Here is a 22,549-nt window from a genome sequence, read left to right as displayed (position 1 = left end):
CTTCCTTAAACTCACTCAACGCTGAGGTTTAACAACCGTGCCGCGTTTTGATAAAACACTTTGTCCAGCACCGCCTCTTTAAAGCCAAGCGCCGCAAAATCGTTAATGGTTTGCTGCATGGGTCTAAACGGATACGAGGTGCCGAACAGCAACTGATCGCCTAAAAACTGGTTAGCGGCCTGTACATACAACTCAGCCCCTGGCTGGAAAATATACATATCCGGCACTAAATACAGGTTGGGGTAACGCAAAGCAGCACCGACAATTTCGTTCACAAACGGGTAATAGCCGTGAAAACAAATAATGTTCAGGTTGGGATATTTTCTCGCCACCCTGGCGACTGCATTCGGGTGCGCATAGTCCAAATCTGGCGTGGTCGGACCAGACATCACGCACACCGGCACACCGTATTGCTGGCACGCCTCATACACCGGGTCAAACATCGGGTCATCCACCTGGCGTGCTGGTTTGCCAAAACCGGGCTCGATATTAATGGCTTTGAATCCATAGTGATTCACGGCTTTCTCAATCGCCGCCAGCGCACTTTCCACGCCACGCGTTTCAATATCAACCGAGCCCAAACCCACCAGTTTCGGGCTGTGCTTCACCAGGTCAGCAATCTGCTGATCGTCTATGGTCAAATCTGGCGTTTCGCGCCCAACCACCACGGCGAAATCAATACCTGCGGCGTCTATCTCCTGCAAATAGCCTTCCAACGTATAAGAGCGGCGAAAGTGTTCAGGCTCTAGCGAGCCAACACGCTGATTGAGCCATTTGGCAGTTTCGTAGGCGGGTGTATCAGGCGTGGCGCCAAAAAAGTCATGCAAAAAAGCAGGACGGTTGCGTAGATCAATAATTCTTTGTTTCATATACTTTCTTACTCTGTATTATGCGTAAAAGCTGGGAGTTGGGTACTGGCCGTTCAGCGCCCAATCGCCTAAATCTTTCAGTTTGTAATCCACCGGGTCATGCAGCGTGTACACACGCAAATTGCGCCAGAATCTATCCATGCGTAGCTTGGCAGTGGTGGCGCGTGCGCCCGCCACTTCGAAAATGCGTGTGGTCACATCCAGCCCGGCCCGTGTGGCATTCACTTTGGCCGAAAACACCGCCAGCGCCAGCTCACCACGCGTTTGCTCCTCCAGGCCCAGCGTTTGTTGCCAGGCCGCATCGAGCAAGTTGGCAGCGTGGTCGGCCAGCACCGCCGAGGCATGCAAGCTGGCCCAAAACTCGCCGTAATGCAGCAAGGTAAACGGATCTTCATGGATGGTATTCGCCAATGAGCCCGACCACACCCGACTGCTGCCTCGCGTGTATTTCGCACCTTCGGCCAGTGCGCCTTCAGCAATCCCGAGGTAGATATTGGTGAAAATCAGCTGCGCTACCAATGATCGCAAACTGGCAAATGGCGAGCTCAACGGGCCAGGATTCATCAGCAACTCGCTGTCATCGACCCGCAGTTGGTTAAATTCGGCGCTGCCACTATCGGTCTGCCGTTGGCCGATATTGTCCCAATCGCCGTTGAGATGAATACCGGCACGGTCGGTAGGCACGGCAGCCACCAAAAACCTACCAGTGCCCTCCTCAATCGCCGACACAATCAGGTAGTCAGAATCCATGGAGCCAGAGCAAAAGCTTTTTTGCCCGCTAAACACATAGCCGGCAGCCACTTTGCGGGCAATGGTGCGATTATCCAGCGGGTTCAAGGCATTGCCCCACCAGATATTCTGCTCAGCCGTCAGGCGGAAATACTGCTGCCATTGCGACTCACTGCCATATAGCCGGATAGACGTCAGCATTAAAAACTGGAAAGCGAAGACCTGCGCGATTGAGCTATCGACGCGCGCAATCTGGCGGATGATGCTGTAGATCTCCTGCCAGTTGCCACCCAAACCGCCATCGCTTTTTGCAATCAGCAGCTTGAGCAAGCCGCTATCACGTACGGCCTGCCGCTGTTCGTAAGGGGTACCACCTGCGGCATCGCGTTCTACTGCCGTCTGTGCCAGGTAATCGCATAATTGCCGGGTGATCTCCTGCGTAGAGCCGCTAAAGGCAACGCCATGCGATGTTTCAACGTCGTCCAGGCGTGAATTCAGTGCCAGTGTCATCATCCCTCCTATGCCGCATGCTTGACTGGTTTGGCTGCGCCAAACGGGCCTGTCATATTGGTATTGATGCTGACCTCTGCATCGGCCTGCTGCTTGAGCGGCAACAACGGGAATAACAACTCCGCCACACGGTATGACTCCTCCAAGTGCGGATAACCGGAGAAAATAAAGTAATCAATGCCCAGCGCCTGGTATTCTTTAATGCGTTCAGCCACTTCTTGCGGATTGCCCACCAGCGCAGTACCCGCCCCGCCACGCACCAGGCCAACCCCAGCCCACAAGTTAGGCGAGACCTCCAGTTGGTCGCGGCGGCCATGATGCAGTGCCGTCATGCGCTTTTGCGCCACCGAGTCAAAATTGGCCACCGCGGCTTGCGCGGCAGCAATGGTTTCGTCGGTCACATGTGAAATCAGTTCGTCAGCCGCCTGCCAGGCTTGCTCACTGGTTTCGCGCACAATCACATGCAAGCGAATACCAAAACGGATACTGCGCCCCTGTTTGGCAGCCGCCTCCCGGATGACGCGGATTTTTTCGGCCACCGCGGCGGGTGGCTCACCCCAGGTTAAATGCACGTCAATATGCTTGCTACTCAGCTGAATCGCGGCTTCTGACGCGCCGCCAATAAACAATGGTGGATAAGGCTTTTGCAAACTACCCGTCGGCAAACTGGCGCCCTTCACGCGCAGGTATTCCCCTTCGTAATCCACCACCTCTTCAGCCAACACAGAGCGCCAGATAGACAGAAACTCCTCAGCCTCCGCATAACGCGCATCGTGTGCCAAAAAGCTGCCTTCGGCCTGCTGCTCGGCTGGATCCCCACCCGCAACGACATTAATCAGCAAACGACCACCAGAAATACGATCCAGCGTCGAGGCCATGCGCGCCGACACCACGGGCGACACAAATCCTGGCCGTGTCGCCACCAGAAACTTGAGCTGTTTGGTTTCATTGATCAAGGCAGACGAAATCACCCATGCATCTTCGCAAGAGCGGCCCGAGGGCACCAGCACCCCGCCATAGCCCAGGCGATCTGCTGCCTGTGCAATTTGTTTTAAATAAGACAGGGTGGCCGGTCTGGCACCTTTGCTGGTGCCAAGGTAACGCTGGTCACCGTGCGTGGGTAAAAACCAGAAAATTTCCATGATGTATTGTTCCTTCTATTCATGCTGCATACATGGAACCCTTACCGCAAAGAGCATGCCACAAATAAACATCATTAAATTCATACAGTTACAATCAGGCAAACACATGTTGCTGAATAATCAGCATCTTTTTTACGACTGCTGCTTTATCAGCAGCATTTGTGCTGATTATTCAGCAGCCAGCCACTGGCGGGATATGTTTACCTGACAGAGAAAATGTTTCTCATCTTCGCTATCAATCACACAAGTCAATGATTTATATGAGTAATTCCACCCACTCTCGCACCACCACCCCATGCAAAAAAGTCTTAAATCAAGCTGGACGGAGTTGGCACAAATCATGCTGAACCATTAAGCATATGCAACCAGATGGATATTACTTTTGAATATAAATACTTTTGCTATCCCGCCGACGGCTCGACTCAATGAGGGACAGCATGCCCTGACCGTAGCCAAACAACTGGCGGAATCCTTTTCACTGACGGCCGTGGAGCGCGATCATCAGGGCGGCACGCCCAAGCTGGAGCGGGATGCGCTGCGCAACAGCGGCTTATTGTCTTTAATCATTCCACGCCAATATGGTGGCTATGGCGCCAACTGGCAGGAAACACTGCAAGTGGTACGCGAGTTTGCCAAGGTGGATAGTTCGATTGCCCATGTCTATGGTTTTCAGCACCTGATGCTGGCCACTGTGCGGTTATTTTCGCGGACTGACCAGTGGGAACGCTGGTATGAGCAAACCGCGCAATCGAACTGGTTTTGGGGCAATGCGCTCAATCCGCTGGATGAGCGCACGATTTGCAAAACCCATCATAACGCAGACAGCCACTGGCATGAGTTCTCAGGCAAAAAAAGCTTTTGCTCGGGTGCGCTGGATTCGGAAATGCTGATTGCCTCGGCGATTAAAAAGACCGACGGGCAACTGGTGATTGCCGCCATCCCTACCCTGCGCACCGGCATCACTATCCTTGATGACTGGGACAATATCGGCCAGCGCCAGACGGATAGCGGCAGCGTGAACTTTGAAAAAGTGCGCGTAGAAGAAAACGAGTTACTCACTGAGCCAGGGCCGCTGAGTAATCCGTTTGCCTGCCTGCGGCCACTGATCGCGCAACTCATCCTGACCAATATTTATTTAGGCATTGCCGAAGGCGCATTTAATGACGCGCAACACTACACGTTGCGCGAAGCCCGGCCCTGGAACAGCGCTAATGTTGAGTCCACCAGCCAGGACCCCTACATTCTCAGCCACTATGGCGAGTTTTGGGTCGGCCTGGAAGCGACACGTGCACTGACTAACCAGGCAGCAGAACAACTGGATGCCGCCTGGGCTAAAGGCTTGGCGCTCACAGAGGAAGAACGTGGTTTACTGGCCACCAGCATCAGCACCGCCAAGGTCATGGCCACCCGCACCGGGCTGGACATTACCAGCAGGATGTTTGAAGTGGCGGGCTCCAGGGCCACCCACGCCGGCCTCAGGCTGGACAGGCACTGGCGTAACCTGAGAACGCACACGCTGCACGATCCACTAGATTACAAAATTAAGGAGCTGGGTGTATGGGCGCTGACTGGTAGCTTCCCTAACCCTACATTTTACTCATGAATATTATGGACAAATTTATCGAGCATCTGGATCAGTCGCAGGATATTGACGCCCGTGAGCATGAAAAAAAACTGCTCACGCTGCCCAACTCACGCGCGCTGACCACGTCTATCCGGGCCACCGCACAAGTGTTTGAGGACCCGAAATCCATCGCCTTGCTCAGCCGTATTCAGCAAATTGCACCTAGTGATGCCAACGTGCTCATCATTGGTGAAACCGGCACTGGCAAAGAGCTGATCGCGCGTCATGTGCATGAACTCAGCAACCGCAAAGGCAAACCGTTTGTCGCCGTCAACTGCGGCGCGTTTTCTGATACCTTGGTCGAGAGTGAATTGTTTGGTCACGAAAAAGGCGCGTTTACCGGCGCGTTTGTCGCCAAAGCCGGTTGGTTTGAAGCGGCCAACGGCGGCACGCTGTTTCTCGATGAAATCGGCGACTTGCCTCTCAGCATCCAGGTCAAGCTGCTACGCGTGCTACAAGAGCGCGAAGTCGTGCGACTGGGCGCGCGGAAATCAACGCCGATTGATGTGCGCCTGGTCGCCGCCACCAATGTGCGCCTGGAAGAAGCAGTGCAAGCAGGCAATTTCCGTGAAGACCTGTTTTACCGTCTGCGCGTCGCCCATCTGGAGTTACCCACATTAAGAAACCGTCCTGGCGATATTTTGCCGCTAGCTGAGTATTTTGTTGGTGAATATACGCGACGCCTGGGCTATGCCGATATCCGCCTCGACGACAGCGCCAGGCAAAAACTGTTGCAACATAGCTGGCCAGGCAATATCCGCGAACTGGAAAACGTCATTCACCACTCGCTGCTGATTTGCCGTAACAACCTGGTGCGTAGTGAAGACTTGCACTTATCGTCTATTACATTGCACAGGCCCAAGCAGGAACACACACAGCAAACGGGGCACCAGACACCGGATTTGCTCGAAGAAGCGTTTCAGCAATTGTTTGAATCTGGCAAAGCACAGCTCTATGATTATTTTGAAGACGCCCTGGTGCGCACCGCCTATCACCACTGCCACCACAACCAAGTGCAAACGGCCAAGTTGCTTGGTTTAAGCCGTAATGTGCTACGTGCCAAGCTGATTAAAATGGGAGCGATCAATGCCCTCAAGTAACCTTGCGCTCAAGCCTGTGCCTGCGGACTTACGTGCGCGAATCGCGCCACAGGCGGTTGCCAGCCTGCCTACAGACTATGGCCACTATCAACTACACGCATTTCTCGACCACAAAAGCGGCATAGAGCATATCGCATTGGTGCTGGGAGAAGTCGGCGGGCAATCTTCGGTGCTGACACGCTTGCACTCCGAGTGCCTGACTGGTGACGTGTTTGGCTCACAACGTTGCGATTGTGGCGAGCAGTTCAAACAGGCACAACGACTGATACAACAACAGGGTAAAGGCGTGATTGTCTATTTACGCGGGCATGAAGGGCGCGGCATCGGGCTCAGCAATAAAGTGCGCGCCTATGCCTTGCAAGAACAAGGGCTGGATACGGTAGAAGCCAATCTGGCGCTAGGCCTGCCAGTTGACCAGCGTGAATATGATATCGCGGTTGGCATACTGCAGCATTTGCAGGTTGCCTCGATTCGCTTGCTTAGTAACAACCCTGACAAATCACAAGCCATGTCCGATTGGGGACTGACGGTTGAGGCCGTCGTGCCGCTAGAAGTGGCAGGTAATCCGCAAAGTGCTGCCTACCTCTCCACCAAGAAACATAAACTGGGTCACCAACTGGCGTTGATAGATAGCCATTCACCGCCCAAGAACTAGCTGCATCTTGCTAAATGCTGCGCTTGCAGCCGCTGCAACACGCTGTTGAGCACCTGATCGACCTGCCGCTGCGCAAAGGACTGGCTCAAGAGCGTGCCTGTCTGTGTGTTAGCCTGCAAACGCAACTGCGCAGACCGCTGCCATGATATGGTCGCCGGTAAAAGCCGGATCAAATACCAGGCTGATTGCATCAGTGCCTTGCAAGCGGCGGATGCCCTCAAATTTCCAGTTAGCTTTACCATCAAAAACCCACTCGGTCATTTCACGCGGCCCCACTTGGGTGCTTTTGGCTAACTCATCCGGGTATTCGGTATATAACTGCTGCATCAACGTACGCAGATCATCGGTATGTACGCTCATCTCCTGTTTGGTGGTCAACGGTGGTGGCAATGGTGATTGCTTGACCGGGCGCGCCTGCGCCGCATTTATCATCACCAATACCAGCCATACCACACCAAGCAATCGCCAAATCAATCCTTGCTGTTTTAAACGCATCGCGCACCTGCCAGAAATTAAAAAGCCCGAACATATTGCTCGGGCTTTGGATGTTAGCGCTAAAAGTAACTGATTAAAATGGAATATCGTCATCAAAATCGTCAAAATTACCAGCTGGCTTGCTCGCTGGTGCTGGCTGGAATGCGTTACGGTTACCACCGCCTGCATTACCGCTACCCATCGCTGGTTGCTGGCGGGCTGGTGCCTGGTTGTAATCGTCCATACCACCACCTTGGTCCATATCACCGCCTTCATAAGGCGCACTGCCACCTTCACGGCCGGTGCCCAGCATTTGCATCTGGTCGGCCACGATCTCTGTGCTGTAGCGCGTCACACCGTCTTTTTCCCATTTGCGTGTTTGCAAACGGCCTTCCACATACACCGGGCGGCCTTTTTTCAGGTATTCACCGGCGATTTCAGCTAAACGGCGATACATGACAATGTTATGCCATTCAGTTTTTTCCTGGCGCACGCCAGACTTGTCTTTCCAGTTTTCGGTGGTGGCGATGCTGAAGTTAGCTACTGCCTCACCGTTTGGCATATAGCGCACTTCCGGGTCACGCCCCAGATTACCCATCAAAATCACTTTGTTGACTGATGCCATGGTGTCACTACTCCCCTATTCGATTCATGATTGCTTGCGACAATGCCGCCTGAAATGCTTTGCTGCGCTGATTTTCCAACTTTACCATGAGCATGGTTTCAGAAGGAATGGCGACGACTTCGTACACGCCTTCCATGGCGCGTACATCTTGCACCAGTTTGGCGGCTTGCTCGTCATTATACCCTTGTATATGGAACATTTTGGTTTTGACACTGGGAGGCGCTTGCATGCCCAGTGCTAGGCCAAACCAGATCACCATCAGGGCCGCACAGAACACAAATACGGTTGGGCTACCATAACTGTGTGATAGCCAGCCACCCAGCGCGGCACCTAAAAACATGCCAAATGATTGCGCGGTATTGTGGATGCCCATCGCCGTGCCTTTGGCCGCCACCGGCGCCATTTTTGAGATCAGCGATGGCAACGAGGCTTCGAGCACATTAAATGCGACAAAGTAAGAAAATAAGGTTGCGACAATGCCCCACAAGCTATTCAGGCTGTACATAAAGGCAATTTGCGTCAACAGCATCAACCCCACGGCACTGATGAAGACGGGTTTTAATTTAGCCTTTTTCTCGGCATAAATAATCGCAGGCACCATGAGGATAAACGACAGCACCAACACTGGCAGGTAGATTTGCCAGTGCGTGTTTTCGTTCATACCGGTGCTATTTTTGATGGCAAACGGCACCACCATAAACATGGCCATTTGCGCGCCATGCAAGCAAAAGGTGCCAAAATTCAGGCGTAATAATTGAGTGTCACGCAACACTTCACGTATTTTGGCAGGGGCCGCCTGTGCATCGGAGTGAAAATGCGCATGCAACGGCTCGGGCACGGCAAATTTCACCACGGCAATGGCCAATATCGACAACACGGCCGTCAGCCAGAAAATGCCTGACACGCCTATCCATTGATTCAAAATCGGCCCCGCTACCAACGACACGGCAAATGTCACGCCGATGGTGGCACCTATCATGGCCATGGCCTGTGTGCGGTGTTCTTCACGTGTGGAGTCTGCCACCAGCGCTGTGACCACGGCAGAAATAGCGCCCGCGCCCTGAATGGCACGGCCCACAATCACCATGTAAATATCTTGCGCGGTAGCGGCAAACACACTGCCCACCGCAAACATGATCAAGCCCAGGTAAATCAATTTTTTGCGGCCAAAACGGTCAGACGCCATGCCAAACGGCAACTGGAAAATCACCTGCATAAACCCGTAGGCACCCAGCGCCAGGCCAATCAGGGCATGGTTATCGCCGCCCTGCAGCTTTTCGGCATAAATTGCAAAAATAGGCAGGATCAAAAACATGCCCAGCATACGCAGCCCATAAATAGAAGCCAAGGCCGCGGTGGCGCGTGTTTCTATTTGGGTCATTTTTTCGGAGAACTGCATGAATCTGTAAGAAAACTTGGCTTAATTTTGAATAATTGCGTATATTATCAGGTTGGCTGTCTGTTCGTGAAAGTATCATGGAATTTATCAAAATTCGCGGGGCGCGCACCCATAACCTGAAGAACATCAATCTCGATATTCCGCGCAACCAGTTGGTGGTGATCACAGGTCTCTCAGGCTCGGGAAAATCTTCACTAGCCTTTGATACACTGTATGCAGAAGGACAACGCCGATACGTCGAAAGTTTATCGGCCTATGCCCGCCAGTTTTTGGCCCGCATGGACAAACCGGACGTCGACCTGATTGAAGGTTTATCGCCCGCGATTTCCATTGAACAAAAATCCACCTCACACAACCCACGTTCTACCGTGGGCACCGTGACTGAAATTCACGACTACTTGCGTTTGCTGTATGCGCGTGCCGGTGACCCGGAATGCCCGGACCATGGCATCAAGCTTGAAGCGCAAACGGTCAGCCAGATGGTGGACAGCATCCTCAAGTTGCCAGAAGACACCAAGCTGATGATTCTGGCGCCCGTGGTCTCTAACCGCAAAGGCGAACAACTCGACTTGTTCGACACCCTGAAAGCACAAGGGTTTGTGCGTTTGCGCATTGATGGCAAAGTCTATGAAATGGACGAGCTACCGCAACTGGCCAAAACCACTAAACACAGCGTGGATGTAGTGGTCGACCGCCTCAAAGTGCGCGAAGACATGAAGCAGCGCATTGCTGAGTCATTTGAAACGGCACTGCGTCTGGCCGATGGCAAAGCCATTGCCCTCGAAATGGACACAGAAAAAGAACACTTGTTCTCAGCCAAGTTCTCCTGCCCGGTGTGTGATTACTCACTGGTGGAACTAGAGCCGCGTTTATTCAGCTTTAACAACCCGATGGGCGCTTGCCCCAAATGTGACGGCTTGGGCCAGGTGACGTTTTTCGACCCGAAACGCGTAGTGGCTTTCCCGCATTTGTCGCTTGCCAGCGGCGCGATTAAAGGTTGGGACAAACGCAACCAGTTTTACTTCCAGATGCTGGCCAGCCTGAGCCAGCATTACGAGTTTGACCTCGAAGCCCCCTTTGAAAACCTGCCGGAAGAAACCCAGCAAATCTTGCTGTTTGGCTCCGGTCGCGAACAAATTACCTTTAAATACCTCAATGAGCGCGGTACGTTTTTCAGCAAATCGCACACCTTTGAAGGCATTATCAACAACCTGCAACGCCGTTACCGCGAGAGTGATTCGACTGCGGTACGTGACGAACTGGCCAAATATATCAATGCGACCAGCTGCCCCGATTGCGCAGGTACACGTTTGCGCAGAGAAGCGCGCCACGTCAAAGTTGGCGACCGCAACATTCACCAGATTTGTGAAGTGCCACTGAAACAGGCGCTGCACTTTTTTGAAACGCTGCAACTCAGCGGCCAAAAGCTGGCAATTGCTGACAAAATCGTCAAAGAGATTGAAAACCGCCTTAAATTCTTGACCAATGTTGGTCTGGATTATTTGTCACTGTCACGCTCTGCAGAAACCTTATCTGGCGGTGAAGCGCAGCGTATCCGCCTGGCGTCACAAATCGGCAGTGGCCTGACTGGCGTCATGTATGTGCTGGATGAGCCTTCGATTGGGTTGCACCAGCGTGACAACGATCGCTTACTGGAAACGCTGAAACGCCTGCGCGATATCGGCAATAGCGTGATTGTGGTCGAACATGACCAGGATGCGATTCAATTAGCCGATTTTATTGTCGACATTGGCCCTGGGGCCGGTGAGCATGGTGGCAATATTGTCTCCTTTGGCACGCCAGCACAAATTGAAGCTGATCCTAACTCACTGACTGGGCAATATATCAGCGGCAAAAAGCAGATTACCTTCAAGCTGCCGCGCACGCGCCCTGACCCGGCACGTTGGCTCAAACTCAACAATGCGACCGGCAACAACCTGAAAAACGTCAGCATCGAGATCCCGGTTGGCCTGCTTACCTGCGTCACCGGCGTCTCTGGTAGCGGCAAATCCACGCTGATTAACGATACGCTTTATCGCGTAGTGGCGACGCATTTATATGGCAGCACAACCGAAGCCGCGCCGCATGACAGCATCGACGGCCTGGAGTTTTTCGACAAGGTGGTCGATGTAGACCAAAGTCCTATTGGCCGTACGCCACGTTCTAACCCGGCCACTTACACAGGCTTGTTCACGCCTATCCGTGATTTATTTGCCAGCGTGCCCGAAAGCCGCGCCCGCGGTTATGGCCCTGGCCGCTATTCATTTAACGTCAAAGGTGGTCGCTGCGAGGCCTGCCAGGGCGACGGCGTGCTGCGTGTAGAAATGCACTTTTTGCCTGACGTGTATGTGCCTTGCGATGTCTGCAAAGGCCAACGCTATAACCGCGAAACGCTGGAAATTCAGTTTAAGGGCAAAAACATCCACCAGGTGCTGGAAATGACGGTGGAACAAGCGCATCAGTTCTTTAACGCGCAACCTGTCATTGAGCGCAAACTGAAAACCTTGCTCGACGTGGGCCTAGGCTATATTACCCTGGGGCAATCAGCAACGACACTGTCTGGTGGCGAGGCGCAACGCGTCAAACTGTCACTGGAACTGAGTAAGCGTGATACCGGCCGCACCTTGTACATTCTGGACGAACCGACTACCGGCTTGCACTTTGCCGATATTCAATTATTGCTGGATGTGATTCACAGATTGCGCGACTCTGGCAACACCGTGGTCATTATCGAACACAACCTGGATGTGATTAAAACCGCGGACTGGCTCATTGATATGGGGCCTGAAGGCGGTGATGGTGGTGGCGTGGTGGTTGGCGTGGGTGCGCCTGAGGAACTGGCAAAAAATACGGCCAGTTATACTGGCCGTTACCTCACACCCTTGTTGAAACATCTCGCTGTTAAGGGCTAAGGTCAACATGCAACCTGTCCCCTGATGCACCGAATCGATGGTGCATCCAATACGGATGTGGTTTAGCCACATACATATATTTATATCAAACATTGTATGTGGCAGTGTGGTGGGTTAATAGCTGAAACAAGCCCTGAAAATCAGGGTATTTTCACTAATCGCATACGCGCCTGTATGGTGCCCGCATGACGGCTTAAATAGCGTGTACTGCGATGCACATCATAAAAGCGTGGATTAGGGATCATGGCAGCCAGCCTGGCAGCCTGCGCAGGGCCTAGCGACTTGGCGCTGCCATGAAAATAATGGCGTGAGGCAGCCTCGGCGCCAAACACGCCCTCGCCCCATTCGATGACATTCAGGTAAATCTCCAGAATACGGCGCTTGCTGAGTATTTTTTCCAGCATAAAGGTAATCACAGCTTCTTGCGCCTTGCGCCAGGGCGTCCGGTGCCCGGATAAAAACAAATTCTTGGCCAACTGCTGGCTGATGGTGGAACCACCTGCCACAATTTTGCCTTTCTTCAGGTTCTTCTCGAAAGCGGTTTCTATGCCCACCCAATCAAACCCCTGATGATCGACAAACTTGCTGTCCTCGGCCGCAATGACCGCCCGCTTTAAATGGGCGCTAATTTTGGCATAAGGCACCCACTGCTGATGCAGCTTTGCATCCGGATGACTTTCCTGCATGACATCAAGCCGCGCCTCCATAAAAGCGGTTGACGTTGGGTTATGCTCAACCCACCACAAAATATGTAATAACACCCATACCTGGTACAACAACACCCACAGCAACAGGATGCCAAAAAATAGTTTGATGGCTTGCTTCATCGGGAAAGTCTAAATTTGACGGAAAGATTGAATGACGGGTGCGGTCTCTGGGCGCACACCGTGCCAGAGATAAAATGCTTCAGCCGCTTGCTCGACCAGCATACCCAAACCATCTGCCACCCGCGCACCGGCTGCACGCGCCTGCTGCATAAAGGGGGTGTCGCGGCCATACATCATGTCGTAAGCCAGCGTGTTTTGCTGGAACACCAGTGCTGGCATTTGCAAGGCACTATCAGTCAATCCGGCCGAAGTGGCATTAATCACCACGTCATAGCCTTGCGATAAATCTGCAAACGTCTGCACCTGCAATGAGGTTTGCGTACGCGCGGCATCTGCAGCAAATCTTGCTGCCATCAGCTGAGCTTTATCCAGGCTGCGATTGGCAATGGTCAGTTGCGATGGTTGCTGCTCTAGCAAAGGCAACACCACGCCTTGCGCTGCACCACCAGCGCCGAGCAACAAGATTGTTTTACCTGCCAATGATGTTTGCTGATGCTTGAGGATGTCGTTAACCAGGCCGCAACCGTCCGTATTGTCTCCAAGCAATTGTGCCGCTTTAAAGCTAAGGGTATTCACCGCGCCTGCAGCTTGCGCGCGTGCAGATAAATCCTGGCAAGCATCAAATGCCTCAAACTTAAATGGCACCGTCACATTGGCACCCAGGTAACCATCGGCCTGCAAGCGGGCCACCGTTGCAGCAAACCCATCCAAAGGCGCCAGCACTTTCTCGTAAACAATGGATTTATTACATTGCCGTGCAAATGCCTGGTGAATGAGGGGGGATTTGCTATGTTCGATTGGATGACCAATCACTGCATACTTTTCAACGGTCATACGCGGGTCTGATGTGATTTGTAATTAAATGCGAATGCGCCGATTAATTCGTCCACGGCAGGCCTGCATGCTTCCAGCCGTCAATCAAGGTTCTTTGCTTGAGCGCATTAGCCTGGCCTTCAAAGCCTTCAATCATATTGTAAGCATTGCTATAGCCCAACTGCTGCGCCAGCAACGCAGCATTATGGCTACGCCCGCCGGTACGGCACATAAAAATCACCGTGCGCGATTTATCCACTTGCGCTTGCAATTGCGCAGCAAAATCAGCGTTTGCCACCATGCCAGGGTAAAACGCCCACTCGACATGTGTCGCAACCGGCACGCGGCCTACCAACTCCAACTCGGCGCGTGAGCGCACATCGACCAACACTGCACTGTTATCCTGGCTAATCAGCGCATAAGCCTCTTGTGGCGTCAGTGCACCTGCATATGACAAGCCGGTTTGTGTGGCGCGGGCCTGAGCTTGGGTTAAGATATTTTCTACGCTTTCCAAATCACACCTTCATTCTTAAACACATATACCAAAACGGCGAGTATACCTGCGAAAGCCAGGCAAAATCATGATGCACAATTTTGGTGCTCAATTTGTTGCATTGCACATCAATGGTGCATGTTGTTTTTATAATTTTATGTAAGATACCCCTTAACCATGCAAAATGGTTATTTTGGCGTGGCATGCTTCCTGCTAATATTACACATTGAGATTTCCTGGGATTCGGTCATCCGGCTGAATTCCAACTATCCATTGTTTGACACTTGCTCACGTTACGGGACATCCGCAACATGCCCCGCTTTTTGCGTGTGCAACTTAAAATTTAGACCTTGATCATTGAGGAGAATGTAATGTCCGTTGCAAACGTAATGAAATTGGTTGCAGAAAACGACATCAAATTTGTTGATTTCCGTTTTACCGATACCAGAGGTAAAGAGCAGCACGTGACTGTGCCAGTTTCTCACTTCGACGAAGATAAATTTACTGAAGGCCATGCATTTGACGGCTCTTCCATCGCTGGATGGAAAGGCATTCAAGCCTCTGACATGCAACTGATGCCTGATGCAAGCACCGCATACATTGACCCGTTTTTTGACGAGCCAACATTGGTTTTGACCTGTGACGTTGTTGACCCTACAGATGGTAAAGGTTATGACCGTGACCCACGTAGCCTGGCAAAACGCGCAGAAGCCTACCTGAAATCCAGCGGCCTGGGCGACACAGCCTACTTCGGTCCTGAGCCAGAGTTCTTCATTTTTGACAGCGTACAATGGGATGCCACCATGGGTGGTAGCTTCGTTAAGATCAACTCCGAAGAAGCAGCCTGGTCATCAGGTGAAAAATTCGAAGGCGGCAACACAGGCCACCGTCCAGGCGTTAAAGGCGGCTACTTCCCAGTGCCTCCAGTCGACTCATTGCACGACATCCGCTCTGCGATGGTGATGACACTGGAAGAGTTGGGCGTGCCTGTTGAAGTGCATCACCACGAAGTGGCGACTGCTGGTCAATGTGAAATCGGTACTAAATTTGCAACATTGGTACAACGTGCTGACTGGACACAAATCCTGAAATACGTGGTCACAAACACCGCACATGCTTACGGCAAAACTGCGACCTTCATGCCTAAACCAATGTTTGGCGATAACGGTTCTGGTATGCACGTACACCAATCCGTATGGAAAGATGGCAAAAACCTGTTTGCAGGTAACGGTTACGCTGGTTTGAGCGATTTCGCCCTGTACTACATCGGCGGCATCATCAAACACGCTCGCGCATTGAACGCGATCACCAACCCAGGCACTAACTCTTACAAGCGTTTGGTACCGCATTACGAAGCACCAGTAAAACTGGCTTACTCTGCTAAAAACCGTTCTGCTGCGATCCGTATTCCATTCGTGCATTCAGACAAAGCACGCCGTGTTGAAGCGCGTTTCCCAGACCCGATTGCCAACCCATACCTGGCTTTCTCAGCTTTGCTGATGGCAGGCCTGGACGGCGTTCAGAACAAGATTCACCCAGGTGAACCAGCAACTAAAGACTTGTACCATCTGCCTCCAGAAGAAGATGCATTGATCCCAACCGTGTGTTCCTCACTGGAGCAAGCGCTTGAGTATCTGGACAAAGACCGTGAATTCCTGACACGCGGCGGCGTTTTCTCAGATGACTGGATTGATTCCTACATCGCATTGAAAATGGAAGAAGTGACTAAATTGCGTCAAACACCTCACCCAGTTGAGTTTGGTTTGTACTACTCCTGCTAATCGCAAGAGACGCACCAAAACAGGGCAGCCCAGGCTGCCCTGTTTTTTTATGTGCGTGCCTCATCGTCAACTTTTTCGGTTGCAGAGCCGTTGATAACCTCAACAATCTACTCTAAACTATTGCCATGAAAAGACTTTTTTACATTTTTGCTTTTGCGCTGATATGCAATCACGCTACCGCGGATATTTATAAATATACCGACAGTAATGGGGTAACGACCTACACAAACATCAAGCCAGAAGGCAACAGCAAAGCAGAGTTGGTCATCAGCGGCCCCAAAACCACCGAACCACCACCAGCACCACGCGAAAAAAAACCAACGGCAAAAACACCGACGCCAGCCAACTTCCCCAAGGTAGATAACCAGACACAGAATCAGCGTGACCAAAAACGCCGCGAAGTGCTCATGAATGAATTAGAGCAAGAAAAACAAGCACTTGAGCATGCTAAACAGCTCTACGAAGAGGCGCAAAATACGCCGGAAGTATATAGAGGCGCGAATGGAAAAACCTTTAGAAACGTCGCCAAATACGATGAAAAACTGCGCGTCATTGAAGCCGAAATTCAGGCACATGAGCGCAATATTGAACTGCTAAACAAAGAACTCAATCTTTAAGCGCACCATTTTGGCAACTCTTTAAGCCATTTTTAACAAGTGGGTTAGAATTGGCTTGGCTTTTGCTTTAAAACAGGGCGTGATTCACTCTTTTTAACAAGCTTAGGATATGGTTCAAAAATCTCCCCACGGGTTTAGCGGTTTAGAGCACATTGCTACGGCAGTGATTCTGCTCAATAACCAGTTGGAAGTCACCTATGCAAACTCGAGTGCAGAGATACTGTTCGCGTTTAGCGCCAACCAAATTCAAGGCCTGCACATTCACGATGTATTCGTGAATTGCGAGATTCTGCAAATGGCTGTGACCAATGCCATCCAAACACAAGGGCCGTTCCGCGAGCACGAGTTCACGTTAACCACGCAACGCGGGCATACCACAGCGGTGACTTGCACCGTCACGCCTATTTCAACCACGTTTAACCAGACCCCAGAAGACATGCTGATCCTGGAGTTTGTGCAGATGGACCAGCAATTGCGCATTGCGCGTGAAGAACGCATGCTGATTCAGCAACAGGCCAATTCGGAGCTATTACGTAATCTGGCACACGAAATCCGCAACCCCTTAGGTGGCTTGCGTGGAGCAGCACAATTGCTGGAGTTTGAGCTACCGCAGCCCAGCCTGAAGGAATACACGCAAGTCATCATTAAAGAGGCCGACCGGCTGCACAGCCTAATGGACAGGTTGCTCGCCCCGCACCGCGTGCCTAAATATGAGCCAACCAACATCCATGAGGTATTGGAGCGTGTACGCAGCCTGCTGCTGGCGGAGTCGCCCAATCACATCCGCGTGATCCGCGATTACGACACCAGCCTGCCGGAGTTGATTGGTGACCGTGAGAAGCTGATTCAGGCCGTGCTCAACATTGCCCGTAACGCGGCACAAGCCATGCAACAAAGCCAGACAGAAAATGCGAGCATCACCTTCCGCACGCGCGCAGAACGCCAGATTACGCTGGCCAGAAAACGCTACCGCGTCGGTATCCATCTTGAGATTATTGATAATGGCCCGGGCATCCCGGCCGGCATTAAAGAGCGTATTTTCTACCCGCTGGTCTCTGGCCGCGAAGGCGGCACCGGCTTGGGGCTGGCGCTGGCGCAGACATTCATTACACAACACCACGGCATGATAGATTGCGATTCGCAGCCGGGTAAAACCATTTTCCATATATTGCTACCCATTGAGAGTACGCAATTAAAATCATCAGCATAATAATTGACGAGAAATAGCTATGAAGCCAATCTGGATCCTAGACGACGACAAATCCATCCGCTGGGTGTTTGAAAAAGCACTGGCACGCACTGACTTTGACTTTAAAACCTTCTCGTCCCCTGCAGAAGCACTGAATGCCTTAAACCGCGAACAACCACAAGTGATTGTCAGCGATATTCGCATGCCTAACGGCTCCGGGCTGGACTTTCTGTCAGAGGTAAAACAACGCTTCCCGGACATCCCTGTCATTATCATGACGGCGTACTCCGATCTGGAAAGCGCAGTGGCGGCATTCCAGGGCGGCGCGTTTGAATATCTGGCCAAGCCTTTTGATGTCGACCAGGCGATTGAAATTATCAAGCGCGCGGTTGAAGAAAGCATGCGGCAATCGGTTGAGGCCGTCGAAGACACAGGCCCATCACCAGAAATTATCGGCCAGGCACCAGCCATGCAAGAGGTTTTCCGCGCCATTGGCCGCTTGAGCCGTTCGCACTCCACCGTACTCATCAATGGTGAGTCTGGCAGTGGTAAAGAACTGGTAGCGAGCGCCTTGCATAGACATAGCCCACGCGCAGACAAACCATTTATCGCCATTAACACCGCAGCGATCCCCAAAGATTTGCTGGAATCCGAATTGTTTGGTCACGAACGTGGCGCGTTTACCGGCGCAGCAGCAGCTAGAAGAGGGCGCTTTGAGCAGGCTGACAATGGCACCTTATTTTTAGACGAAATCGGCGATATGCCCGCAGACTTGCAAACGCGCTTATTGCGCGTGTTGTCCGATGGCCAGTTCTACCGCGTCGGTGGTCACCAGCCCATCAAGGTCAATGTGCGCGTCATTGCAGCCACCCACCAGGACCTGGAAGAGCGCGTTAAACAAGGCCTGTTCCGTGAAGACTTGTTTCACCGCTTAAACGTCATCCGCCTGCGCCTGCCGCCTTTGCGCGAGCGCAGGGAAGACATCCCCTTGCTGACCAAGCATTTTCTCGCCCACAGCGCTCAGCAACTGGGTGTAGAGCCTAAACAGTTATCCCAAGCGGCTATCAAATACCTAATGTCAGTCAATTGGAGCGGTAACGTCCGCCAACTGGAAAACGTCTGTCACTGGCTCACCGTCATGGCACCCGGCCAGAACGTCGACGTGAACGACCTGCCGCCAGAACTGAAAGAAGACACTGGCAAACATAGTACAGCCGGCTCCTGGCAAGAAGCCTTGGCACAAGAAGTCACCGATGCGCTTAATAGGGGTGAAACCAATATTCTCGACGCTAAAACCAAGGAATTCGAGCGCATTCTTATCACACGCGCCCTAGCGCATACCGATGGCCGCCGTATCGAGGCAGCCAATCAGTTAGGCATGGGACGTAATACGCTGACGCGCAAAATTCAAGAACTTGGTATAGACGACTGATTTTGACTGCGCCATAGCGGGAACGAGCTCTGAGCTCTGTTTCTGTGCATCAATACTACTAACTAAAAAGACTTGCGGCATGATGGCATCCCTAGAGGGCTGATATAAATGCACATCTTGTGCCAGTCACCGCAAGCACAGACTTTAGAAAATAAAAAACGGCAACCGAAGTTGCCGTTTTTTCTGACTCTTAATTTAAGCAGTTAAACTGCAATTAAACTAGAAGAACAGAATAGCGCCCAAAGAGATAGTTTTCGCATCGCCCTTAGCGGTTGTTGTGCGGTTATCATATTCACGCTCTGATTTAGAGAACTCTGCAACCAAGTTCAAGTGCTTGGTCAGTGGGTGGTAAGCACCAACTACCCACATGCTGTCTTTGATTTCATCCAAAGCTACATCTGCACGGTTGCCTTCCAATTTGGATTCGCCCCAGCTCACACCCAGTTTTGTACCAACACCTGGCAATGTGTATGTACCTTGCACGTAGTAACCATTGGAGTCACGGCGATTGCCATTTGCGTCCAAGCCACCAGCAAATTGGAATGTTTGACCGATACCTTTACCATCGTAGTAGTAACCAGTCAATGCAAAATCAGCAACTTTAACTGTTGTACCAACATCCCATGAATAGGCATTTTCACTGCCTGCGAGACCGGTCACACCAGTAATTTTTTGACTAATAGCAGAAGCCCATACTTTACCTGCAACATCGCCTGTCCACTCGTAAGAAGCTTTACCTTCGTAACCAGTACCAGCGCCTGAGCGGTCTGTAGATGTCAAACCTTGAGCTGCTGTAGGAAGACCTGTGTTAGTAGCGTTCCAACCTTGTGTCAAACCAACTGTGAATTGGAAACCATTCCAGTTTGGTGAAGAGTAAGCAACTTGAGATTTCCAGTCAGCATACATGAAACCTGAACCGATACGGCCCAAAGTTGTTGTGTTACCAGACAGTGAACCAGCACCGCCGCCAACGCCCAACAATGTCATGTCGTTCAAGATAGCGTCTGAGCCGTAGATGCCCAGATCTTTACCCAGTTTGAAAGAACCCCATGAAGCATCACCGAAAGTCAAGAATGCTTGACGGTTTTCAGCACCGCCGCCATTAGCGCGGTCGTTGTCTTGAATACCTGAGTTGTTTGATGATGAACCTGGGTTAATGCTGATAGTGAAACCAACATCCAGATCGTTTTGACGTGTTTTACCAGAAACGCTCAGGTAGTTTGGCAGCAAACCAGTAGTGATGTTGCTTTGTGAGCTAGCATCGCCAGCGCCCAAACCTAAAGCGGCTGTACCTGCACCTGCATCACCACCAAATTTTGTATTTGTGTAGTAAGCGTTAACAACGCCACCGATGTCCAGAGTCCAGTCACCCGCTGGGATAGTGATGCCAGCTTGTGCGCCAGTAGCGGCAGCGAACAGAGCTGCTGCAACTGCAACGTTCAATTTTGTATTCATACGAATCTCCAAAAATGTTGTTTTCACAACTTGTGTAAGGATATTGCCTTTTAAGGATCGAGCGCTTAAAACGCTCAACCTCGATAACTCCTGCGGAATCACTTAAAGCATTTCCAACAAGGTCAGAGCAATTTTTGCAAATGCAGGGGTTGCGGCGCAAGTGAATACGTCAAATTGCTTAGCGCAAGTTTGATTTGTTGCAGAATTGCAACAGTCTGACTAGTTCGGTCAATTGCAAGGTTATGAAAAGGAGTGGTTTTATCAAGCTGTTCAAACTGAATTTATCTAAAAGTTTCTGCTAGCATAGCAATGTTTAACGGTGTCTTTCTTTGGACTGTATTCTTTTATATGCACATTCTAACCGGGGCTTCTCATGATTTCTGACATTCAGTTGTGTAGTCGTTTTATAGATACATTAGACTGGATTTGCCAAGTGCTGATCAGACACTCTGATGACTTTAACGTCGCGTTAGTCAGAATTGCTTATGGCGACGATAACAGCTTGGGCGAGGCTTACGGTGCGCCTGAGGCTTTACGTCAGCTATCGTCCTTGACACATGATTTGCAGCGCTCGTTTAGACGGTCAGACTTGGTCGGTAGGGAAGGCACTGACTTCTGGATTTTGTTCCCTTATACCCGTGTCACGGATAATGTATACGACAAGCTTATGGATGTGATTCAAGGTTCTGCGCATACGAACCTGAATATTGTTGAACGAGAAATTGCTATTTTTGAATTACCAGTGATTTATACCAAAGCACTGGTCAAGCCTGACAGTGCAACGTCTTTACTAAAACACCTTAAGATCAATCAGGCAGAGTTGGCAAGCCACGTTTTTCGACTCGCCAATATCTAATTAACCTCTCAAGGCTGTTTGAACGCTTTAATGAGCGTGCGCACCGGCGTTGGCAGCGCTGCTGAAATCGCATCAGAAAATGTCAACCACTGCATATTAGGCGGGAGCGCAGGTCGTCGCCCGGTCAGTTGTAATGGTTGCGGCGTAATCTCTAGCTTGAAGTGAGTAAAGGTATGCCATAACACCGGCAACACTTCCAGTGACTCTGTTTCCAAGCCCAGCCTATCCTGTACATGCGGCACCGCTATTTGGGTAGACGATAATTCAGGCAGGCTCCATAGACCGCCCCAGATGCCCTGATTGGGTCGCCGTTCCAGCAAAATCTCGCCCGCATCCACAATCATGAGCATGGTGACTTGTTTTTCTGGCAATGCTTTGCGAGGTTTAGAAGCAGGCAGTTGAGCCACGCGTTGTTGCTGATAGGCCTGACATTGGCTCTGCATAGGGCAGCTATCGCAACGTGGCTTGCTGCGTGTGCACAAAGTCGCACCAAAATCCATTAAGCCTTGCACATAGGCTGGCAAGCCTGCGTCAGGCAACAAGCCTTCCGCGATTTGCCAGAGTTTCTTTTCAACCTCGGGCAAACCTGGCCAGCCATCAACCGCATAAAGCCTGGCCAATACGCGCTTCACATTACCATCAAGTATGGTCTGCCGCTGATTAAAAGCAAACACACTAATCGCGGCGGCCGTTGAGCGGCCTATACCTTTGAGGGTTTGGATAGTATCGAAATCTGTTGGAAAAATACCACTATGCACACGCATGATAGTCTGCGCAGCATGATGCAGGTTACGTGCGCGGGAATAATAGCCCAAACCACTCCAATGACGCATCACCTCGTCCTGCTCAGCCTCGGCCAGACTGGCGATGGTGGGAAAACGCTGCATAAAGCGGTCATAGTAGCCAATGACGGCCGAAACCTGCGTTTGTTGCAGCATGATTTCAGACACCCACACGGCGTAAGGGTCACGCGTTTGCTGCCACGGCAAATCATGGCGGCCATACGCCTGTTGCCAGGCGATTAATTTTTCAGCAAACACACTCACA

At 51.5% G+C, this 22,549-nt stretch carries 20 protein-coding genes; 9 read left to right on the top strand and 11 right to left on the bottom strand.

Features of this window, described 5'->3' with window-relative positions; all coding sequences use genetic code 11:
* Positions 1-11: 11 nt before the first annotated feature.
* The 3 genes from ACIDE9_RS03770 to ssuD are packed head-to-tail and all read right to left on the bottom strand — an operon-like array spanning position 12 to position 3,250.
* Positions 12-869, bottom strand: a complete 858-nt coding sequence (locus tag ACIDE9_RS03770; protein WP_411992801.1) for an amidohydrolase family protein — start codon at positions 867-869, stop codon at positions 12-14.
* Between the two features lie 18 nt (positions 870-887).
* Entirely contained in the window at positions 888-2,108 is a 1,221-nt protein-coding gene (locus ACIDE9_RS03765; protein WP_411992853.1) for an acyl-CoA dehydrogenase family protein, read from the bottom strand.
* An 8-nt stretch (positions 2,109-2,116) separates the two neighbouring features.
* Positions 2,117-3,250 carry an FMNH2-dependent alkanesulfonate monooxygenase gene (gene ssuD / locus ACIDE9_RS03760; RefSeq protein WP_411992799.1) on the bottom strand — a complete coding sequence of 378 codons (1,134 nt, stop codon included), beginning with the start codon at positions 3,248-3,250 and terminating at the stop codon, positions 2,117-2,119.
* 382 nt (positions 3,251-3,632) lie between these two features.
* Here ssuD and ACIDE9_RS03755 point away from each other — a divergent pair, with 382 nt between their 5' ends.
* The 3 genes from ACIDE9_RS03755 to ribA are packed head-to-tail and all read left to right on the top strand — an operon-like array spanning position 3,633 to position 6,629.
* On the top strand, positions 3,633-4,853 hold the full coding sequence (locus ACIDE9_RS03755) for an acyl-CoA dehydrogenase family protein (RefSeq protein WP_411992797.1): 1,221 nt from the start codon (positions 3,633-3,635) through the stop codon (positions 4,851-4,853).
* Between the two features lie 5 nt (positions 4,854-4,858).
* A complete protein-coding gene (locus ACIDE9_RS03750) occupies positions 4,859-5,974 on the top strand; it encodes a sigma-54 interaction domain-containing protein (RefSeq protein WP_411992795.1) in 1,116 nt (371 codons plus the stop codon).
* Positions 5,961-6,629, top strand: a complete 669-nt coding sequence (gene ribA / locus ACIDE9_RS03745) for a GTP cyclohydrolase II (protein WP_411992794.1) — start codon at positions 5,961-5,963, stop codon at positions 6,627-6,629. The genes ACIDE9_RS03750 and ribA overlap by 14 nt, the downstream gene beginning before the upstream one ends.
* A gap of 108 nt (positions 6,630-6,737) precedes the next feature.
* Here the strand turns inward: ribA and ACIDE9_RS03740 are convergent, their stop codons facing one another.
* The 3 genes from ACIDE9_RS03740 to ACIDE9_RS03730 all read right to left on the bottom strand — a co-directional run bounded on the left by ACIDE9_RS03740 (position 6,738) and on the right by ACIDE9_RS03730 (position 9,127).
* Positions 6,738-7,124, bottom strand: a complete 387-nt coding sequence (locus tag ACIDE9_RS03740) for a hypothetical protein (RefSeq protein WP_411992792.1) — start codon at positions 7,122-7,124, stop codon at positions 6,738-6,740.
* 73 nt (positions 7,125-7,197) lie between these two features.
* Positions 7,198-7,728, bottom strand: a complete 531-nt coding sequence (locus tag ACIDE9_RS03735) for a single-stranded DNA-binding protein (protein WP_194742349.1) — start codon at positions 7,726-7,728, stop codon at positions 7,198-7,200.
* 7 nt (positions 7,729-7,735) lie between these two features.
* A complete protein-coding gene (locus ACIDE9_RS03730) occupies positions 7,736-9,127 on the bottom strand; it encodes an MFS transporter (RefSeq protein WP_411992789.1) in 1,392 nt (463 codons plus the stop codon).
* 77 nt (positions 9,128-9,204) lie between these two features.
* Here ACIDE9_RS03730 and uvrA point away from each other — a divergent pair, with 77 nt between their 5' ends.
* Entirely contained in the window at positions 9,205-12,039 is a 2,835-nt protein-coding gene (gene uvrA / locus ACIDE9_RS03725) for an excinuclease ABC subunit UvrA (protein WP_411992787.1), read from the top strand.
* 140 nt (positions 12,040-12,179) lie between these two features.
* Here uvrA and mtgA read toward each other — a convergent pair whose 3' ends face one another.
* Genes mtgA through ACIDE9_RS03710 form a run of 3 tightly spaced genes read right to left on the bottom strand, consistent with a single transcriptional unit; the run spans position 12,180 to position 14,193 of the window.
* Positions 12,180-12,866: a monofunctional biosynthetic peptidoglycan transglycosylase gene (gene mtgA / locus ACIDE9_RS03720; RefSeq protein WP_411992785.1), complete on the bottom strand. Its 687-nt coding sequence runs from the start codon at positions 12,864-12,866 to the stop codon at positions 12,180-12,182.
* Between the two features lie 9 nt (positions 12,867-12,875).
* Positions 12,876-13,700, bottom strand: coding sequence for a shikimate dehydrogenase (aroE, locus tag ACIDE9_RS03715; protein ID WP_411992783.1), 825 nt, complete (start codon positions 13,698-13,700; stop codon positions 12,876-12,878).
* A gap of 43 nt (positions 13,701-13,743) precedes the next feature.
* A complete protein-coding gene (locus ACIDE9_RS03710) occupies positions 13,744-14,193 on the bottom strand; it encodes a rhodanese-like domain-containing protein (RefSeq protein WP_411992781.1) in 450 nt (149 codons plus the stop codon).
* Between the two features lie 350 nt (positions 14,194-14,543).
* Between ACIDE9_RS03710 and glnA the strand changes: the two genes are divergently transcribed.
* The 4 genes from glnA (at position 14,544) to ntrC (ending at position 19,191) form a co-directional block, all read left to right on the top strand.
* Entirely contained in the window at positions 14,544-15,953 is a 1,410-nt protein-coding gene (gene glnA / locus ACIDE9_RS03705; protein ID WP_411992779.1) for a type I glutamate--ammonia ligase, read from the top strand.
* 125 nt (positions 15,954-16,078) lie between these two features.
* Positions 16,079-16,570 (top strand): DUF4124 domain-containing protein, encoded by a 492-nt coding sequence (locus ACIDE9_RS03700; RefSeq protein ID WP_411992777.1) that lies wholly within the window; start codon positions 16,079-16,081, stop codon positions 16,568-16,570.
* A gap of 109 nt (positions 16,571-16,679) precedes the next feature.
* Entirely contained in the window at positions 16,680-17,780 is a 1,101-nt protein-coding gene (gene glnL, locus ACIDE9_RS03695; RefSeq protein ID WP_194752457.1) for a nitrogen regulation protein NR(II), read from the top strand.
* Between the two features lie 19 nt (positions 17,781-17,799).
* A complete protein-coding gene (gene ntrC, locus ACIDE9_RS03690) occupies positions 17,800-19,191 on the top strand; it encodes a nitrogen regulation protein NR(I) (protein ID WP_194752458.1) in 1,392 nt (463 codons plus the stop codon).
* A 219-nt stretch (positions 19,192-19,410) separates the two neighbouring features.
* Here the strand turns inward: ntrC and ACIDE9_RS03685 are convergent, their stop codons facing one another.
* Positions 19,411-20,646 (bottom strand): porin, encoded by a 1,236-nt coding sequence (locus ACIDE9_RS03685; protein WP_411992774.1) that lies wholly within the window; start codon positions 20,644-20,646, stop codon positions 19,411-19,413.
* 373 nt (positions 20,647-21,019) lie between these two features.
* Here ACIDE9_RS03685 and ACIDE9_RS03680 point away from each other — a divergent pair, with 373 nt between their 5' ends.
* Positions 21,020-21,502, top strand: a complete 483-nt coding sequence (locus ACIDE9_RS03680) for a hypothetical protein (RefSeq protein ID WP_194752461.1) — start codon at positions 21,020-21,022, stop codon at positions 21,500-21,502.
* Positions 21,503-21,510: 8 nt separating this feature from the next.
* Here the strand turns inward: ACIDE9_RS03680 and mutY are convergent, their stop codons facing one another.
* The gene (gene mutY, locus ACIDE9_RS03675) at positions 21,511-22,548 is read right to left on the bottom strand and encodes an A/G-specific adenine glycosylase (RefSeq protein WP_411992771.1); all 1,038 of its coding nucleotides are present in this window, start codon (positions 22,546-22,548) and stop codon (positions 21,511-21,513) included.
* Between the last annotated feature and the right edge of the window lies 1 nt (position 22,549).

It is taken from the genome of Methylophilus sp. 'Pure River', assembly GCF_046765995.1.
Lineage (GTDB): Bacteria > Pseudomonadota > Gammaproteobacteria > Burkholderiales > Methylophilaceae > Methylophilus.
This window is presented reverse-complemented; position numbering and strand designations above follow the sequence as displayed.

Excerpts from the sequence above, each read along its gene's own strand:
- ACIDE9_RS03740 (WP_411992792.1), bottom strand. The coding sequence starts at position 7,124 with ATGCGTTTAAAACAGCAAGGATTGATTTGGCGATTGCTTGGTGTGGTA.
- ntrC (WP_194752458.1), top strand. The coding sequence starts at position 17,800 with ATGAAGCCAATCTGGATCCTAGACGACGACAAATCCATCCGCTGGGTG.
- ACIDE9_RS03750 (WP_411992795.1), top strand. The coding sequence starts at position 4,859 with ATGGACAAATTTATCGAGCATCTGGATCAGTCGCAGGATATTGACGCC.
- ACIDE9_RS03735 (WP_194742349.1), bottom strand. The coding sequence starts at position 7,728 with ATGGCATCAGTCAACAAAGTGATTTTGATGGGTAATCTGGGGCGTGAC.
- uvrA (WP_411992787.1), top strand. The coding sequence starts at position 9,205 with ATGGAATTTATCAAAATTCGCGGGGCGCGCACCCATAACCTGAAGAAC.
- ssuD (WP_411992799.1), bottom strand. The coding sequence starts at position 3,250 with ATGGAAATTTTCTGGTTTTTACCCACGCACGGTGACCAGCGTTACCTT.
- glnL (WP_194752457.1), top strand. The coding sequence starts at position 16,680 with ATGGTTCAAAAATCTCCCCACGGGTTTAGCGGTTTAGAGCACATTGCT.
- ACIDE9_RS03700 (WP_411992777.1), top strand. The coding sequence starts at position 16,079 with ATGAAAAGACTTTTTTACATTTTTGCTTTTGCGCTGATATGCAATCAC.
- ribA (WP_411992794.1), top strand. The coding sequence starts at position 5,961 with ATGCCCTCAAGTAACCTTGCGCTCAAGCCTGTGCCTGCGGACTTACGT.
- ACIDE9_RS03730 (WP_411992789.1), bottom strand. The coding sequence starts at position 9,127 with ATGCAGTTCTCCGAAAAAATGACCCAAATAGAAACACGCGCCACCGCG.
- glnA (WP_411992779.1), top strand. The coding sequence starts at position 14,544 with ATGTCCGTTGCAAACGTAATGAAATTGGTTGCAGAAAACGACATCAAA.
- ACIDE9_RS03680 (WP_194752461.1), top strand. The coding sequence starts at position 21,020 with ATGATTTCTGACATTCAGTTGTGTAGTCGTTTTATAGATACATTAGAC.
- ACIDE9_RS03765 (WP_411992853.1), bottom strand. The coding sequence starts at position 2,108 with ATGACACTGGCACTGAATTCACGCCTGGACGACGTTGAAACATCGCAT.
- mtgA (WP_411992785.1), bottom strand. The coding sequence starts at position 12,866 with ATGAAGCAAGCCATCAAACTATTTTTTGGCATCCTGTTGCTGTGGGTG.
- ACIDE9_RS03770 (WP_411992801.1), bottom strand. The coding sequence starts at position 869 with ATGAAACAAAGAATTATTGATCTACGCAACCGTCCTGCTTTTTTGCAT.
- ACIDE9_RS03685 (WP_411992774.1), bottom strand. The coding sequence starts at position 20,646 with ATGAATACAAAATTGAACGTTGCAGTTGCAGCAGCTCTGTTCGCTGCC.
- aroE (WP_411992783.1), bottom strand. The coding sequence starts at position 13,700 with ATGACCGTTGAAAAGTATGCAGTGATTGGTCATCCAATCGAACATAGC.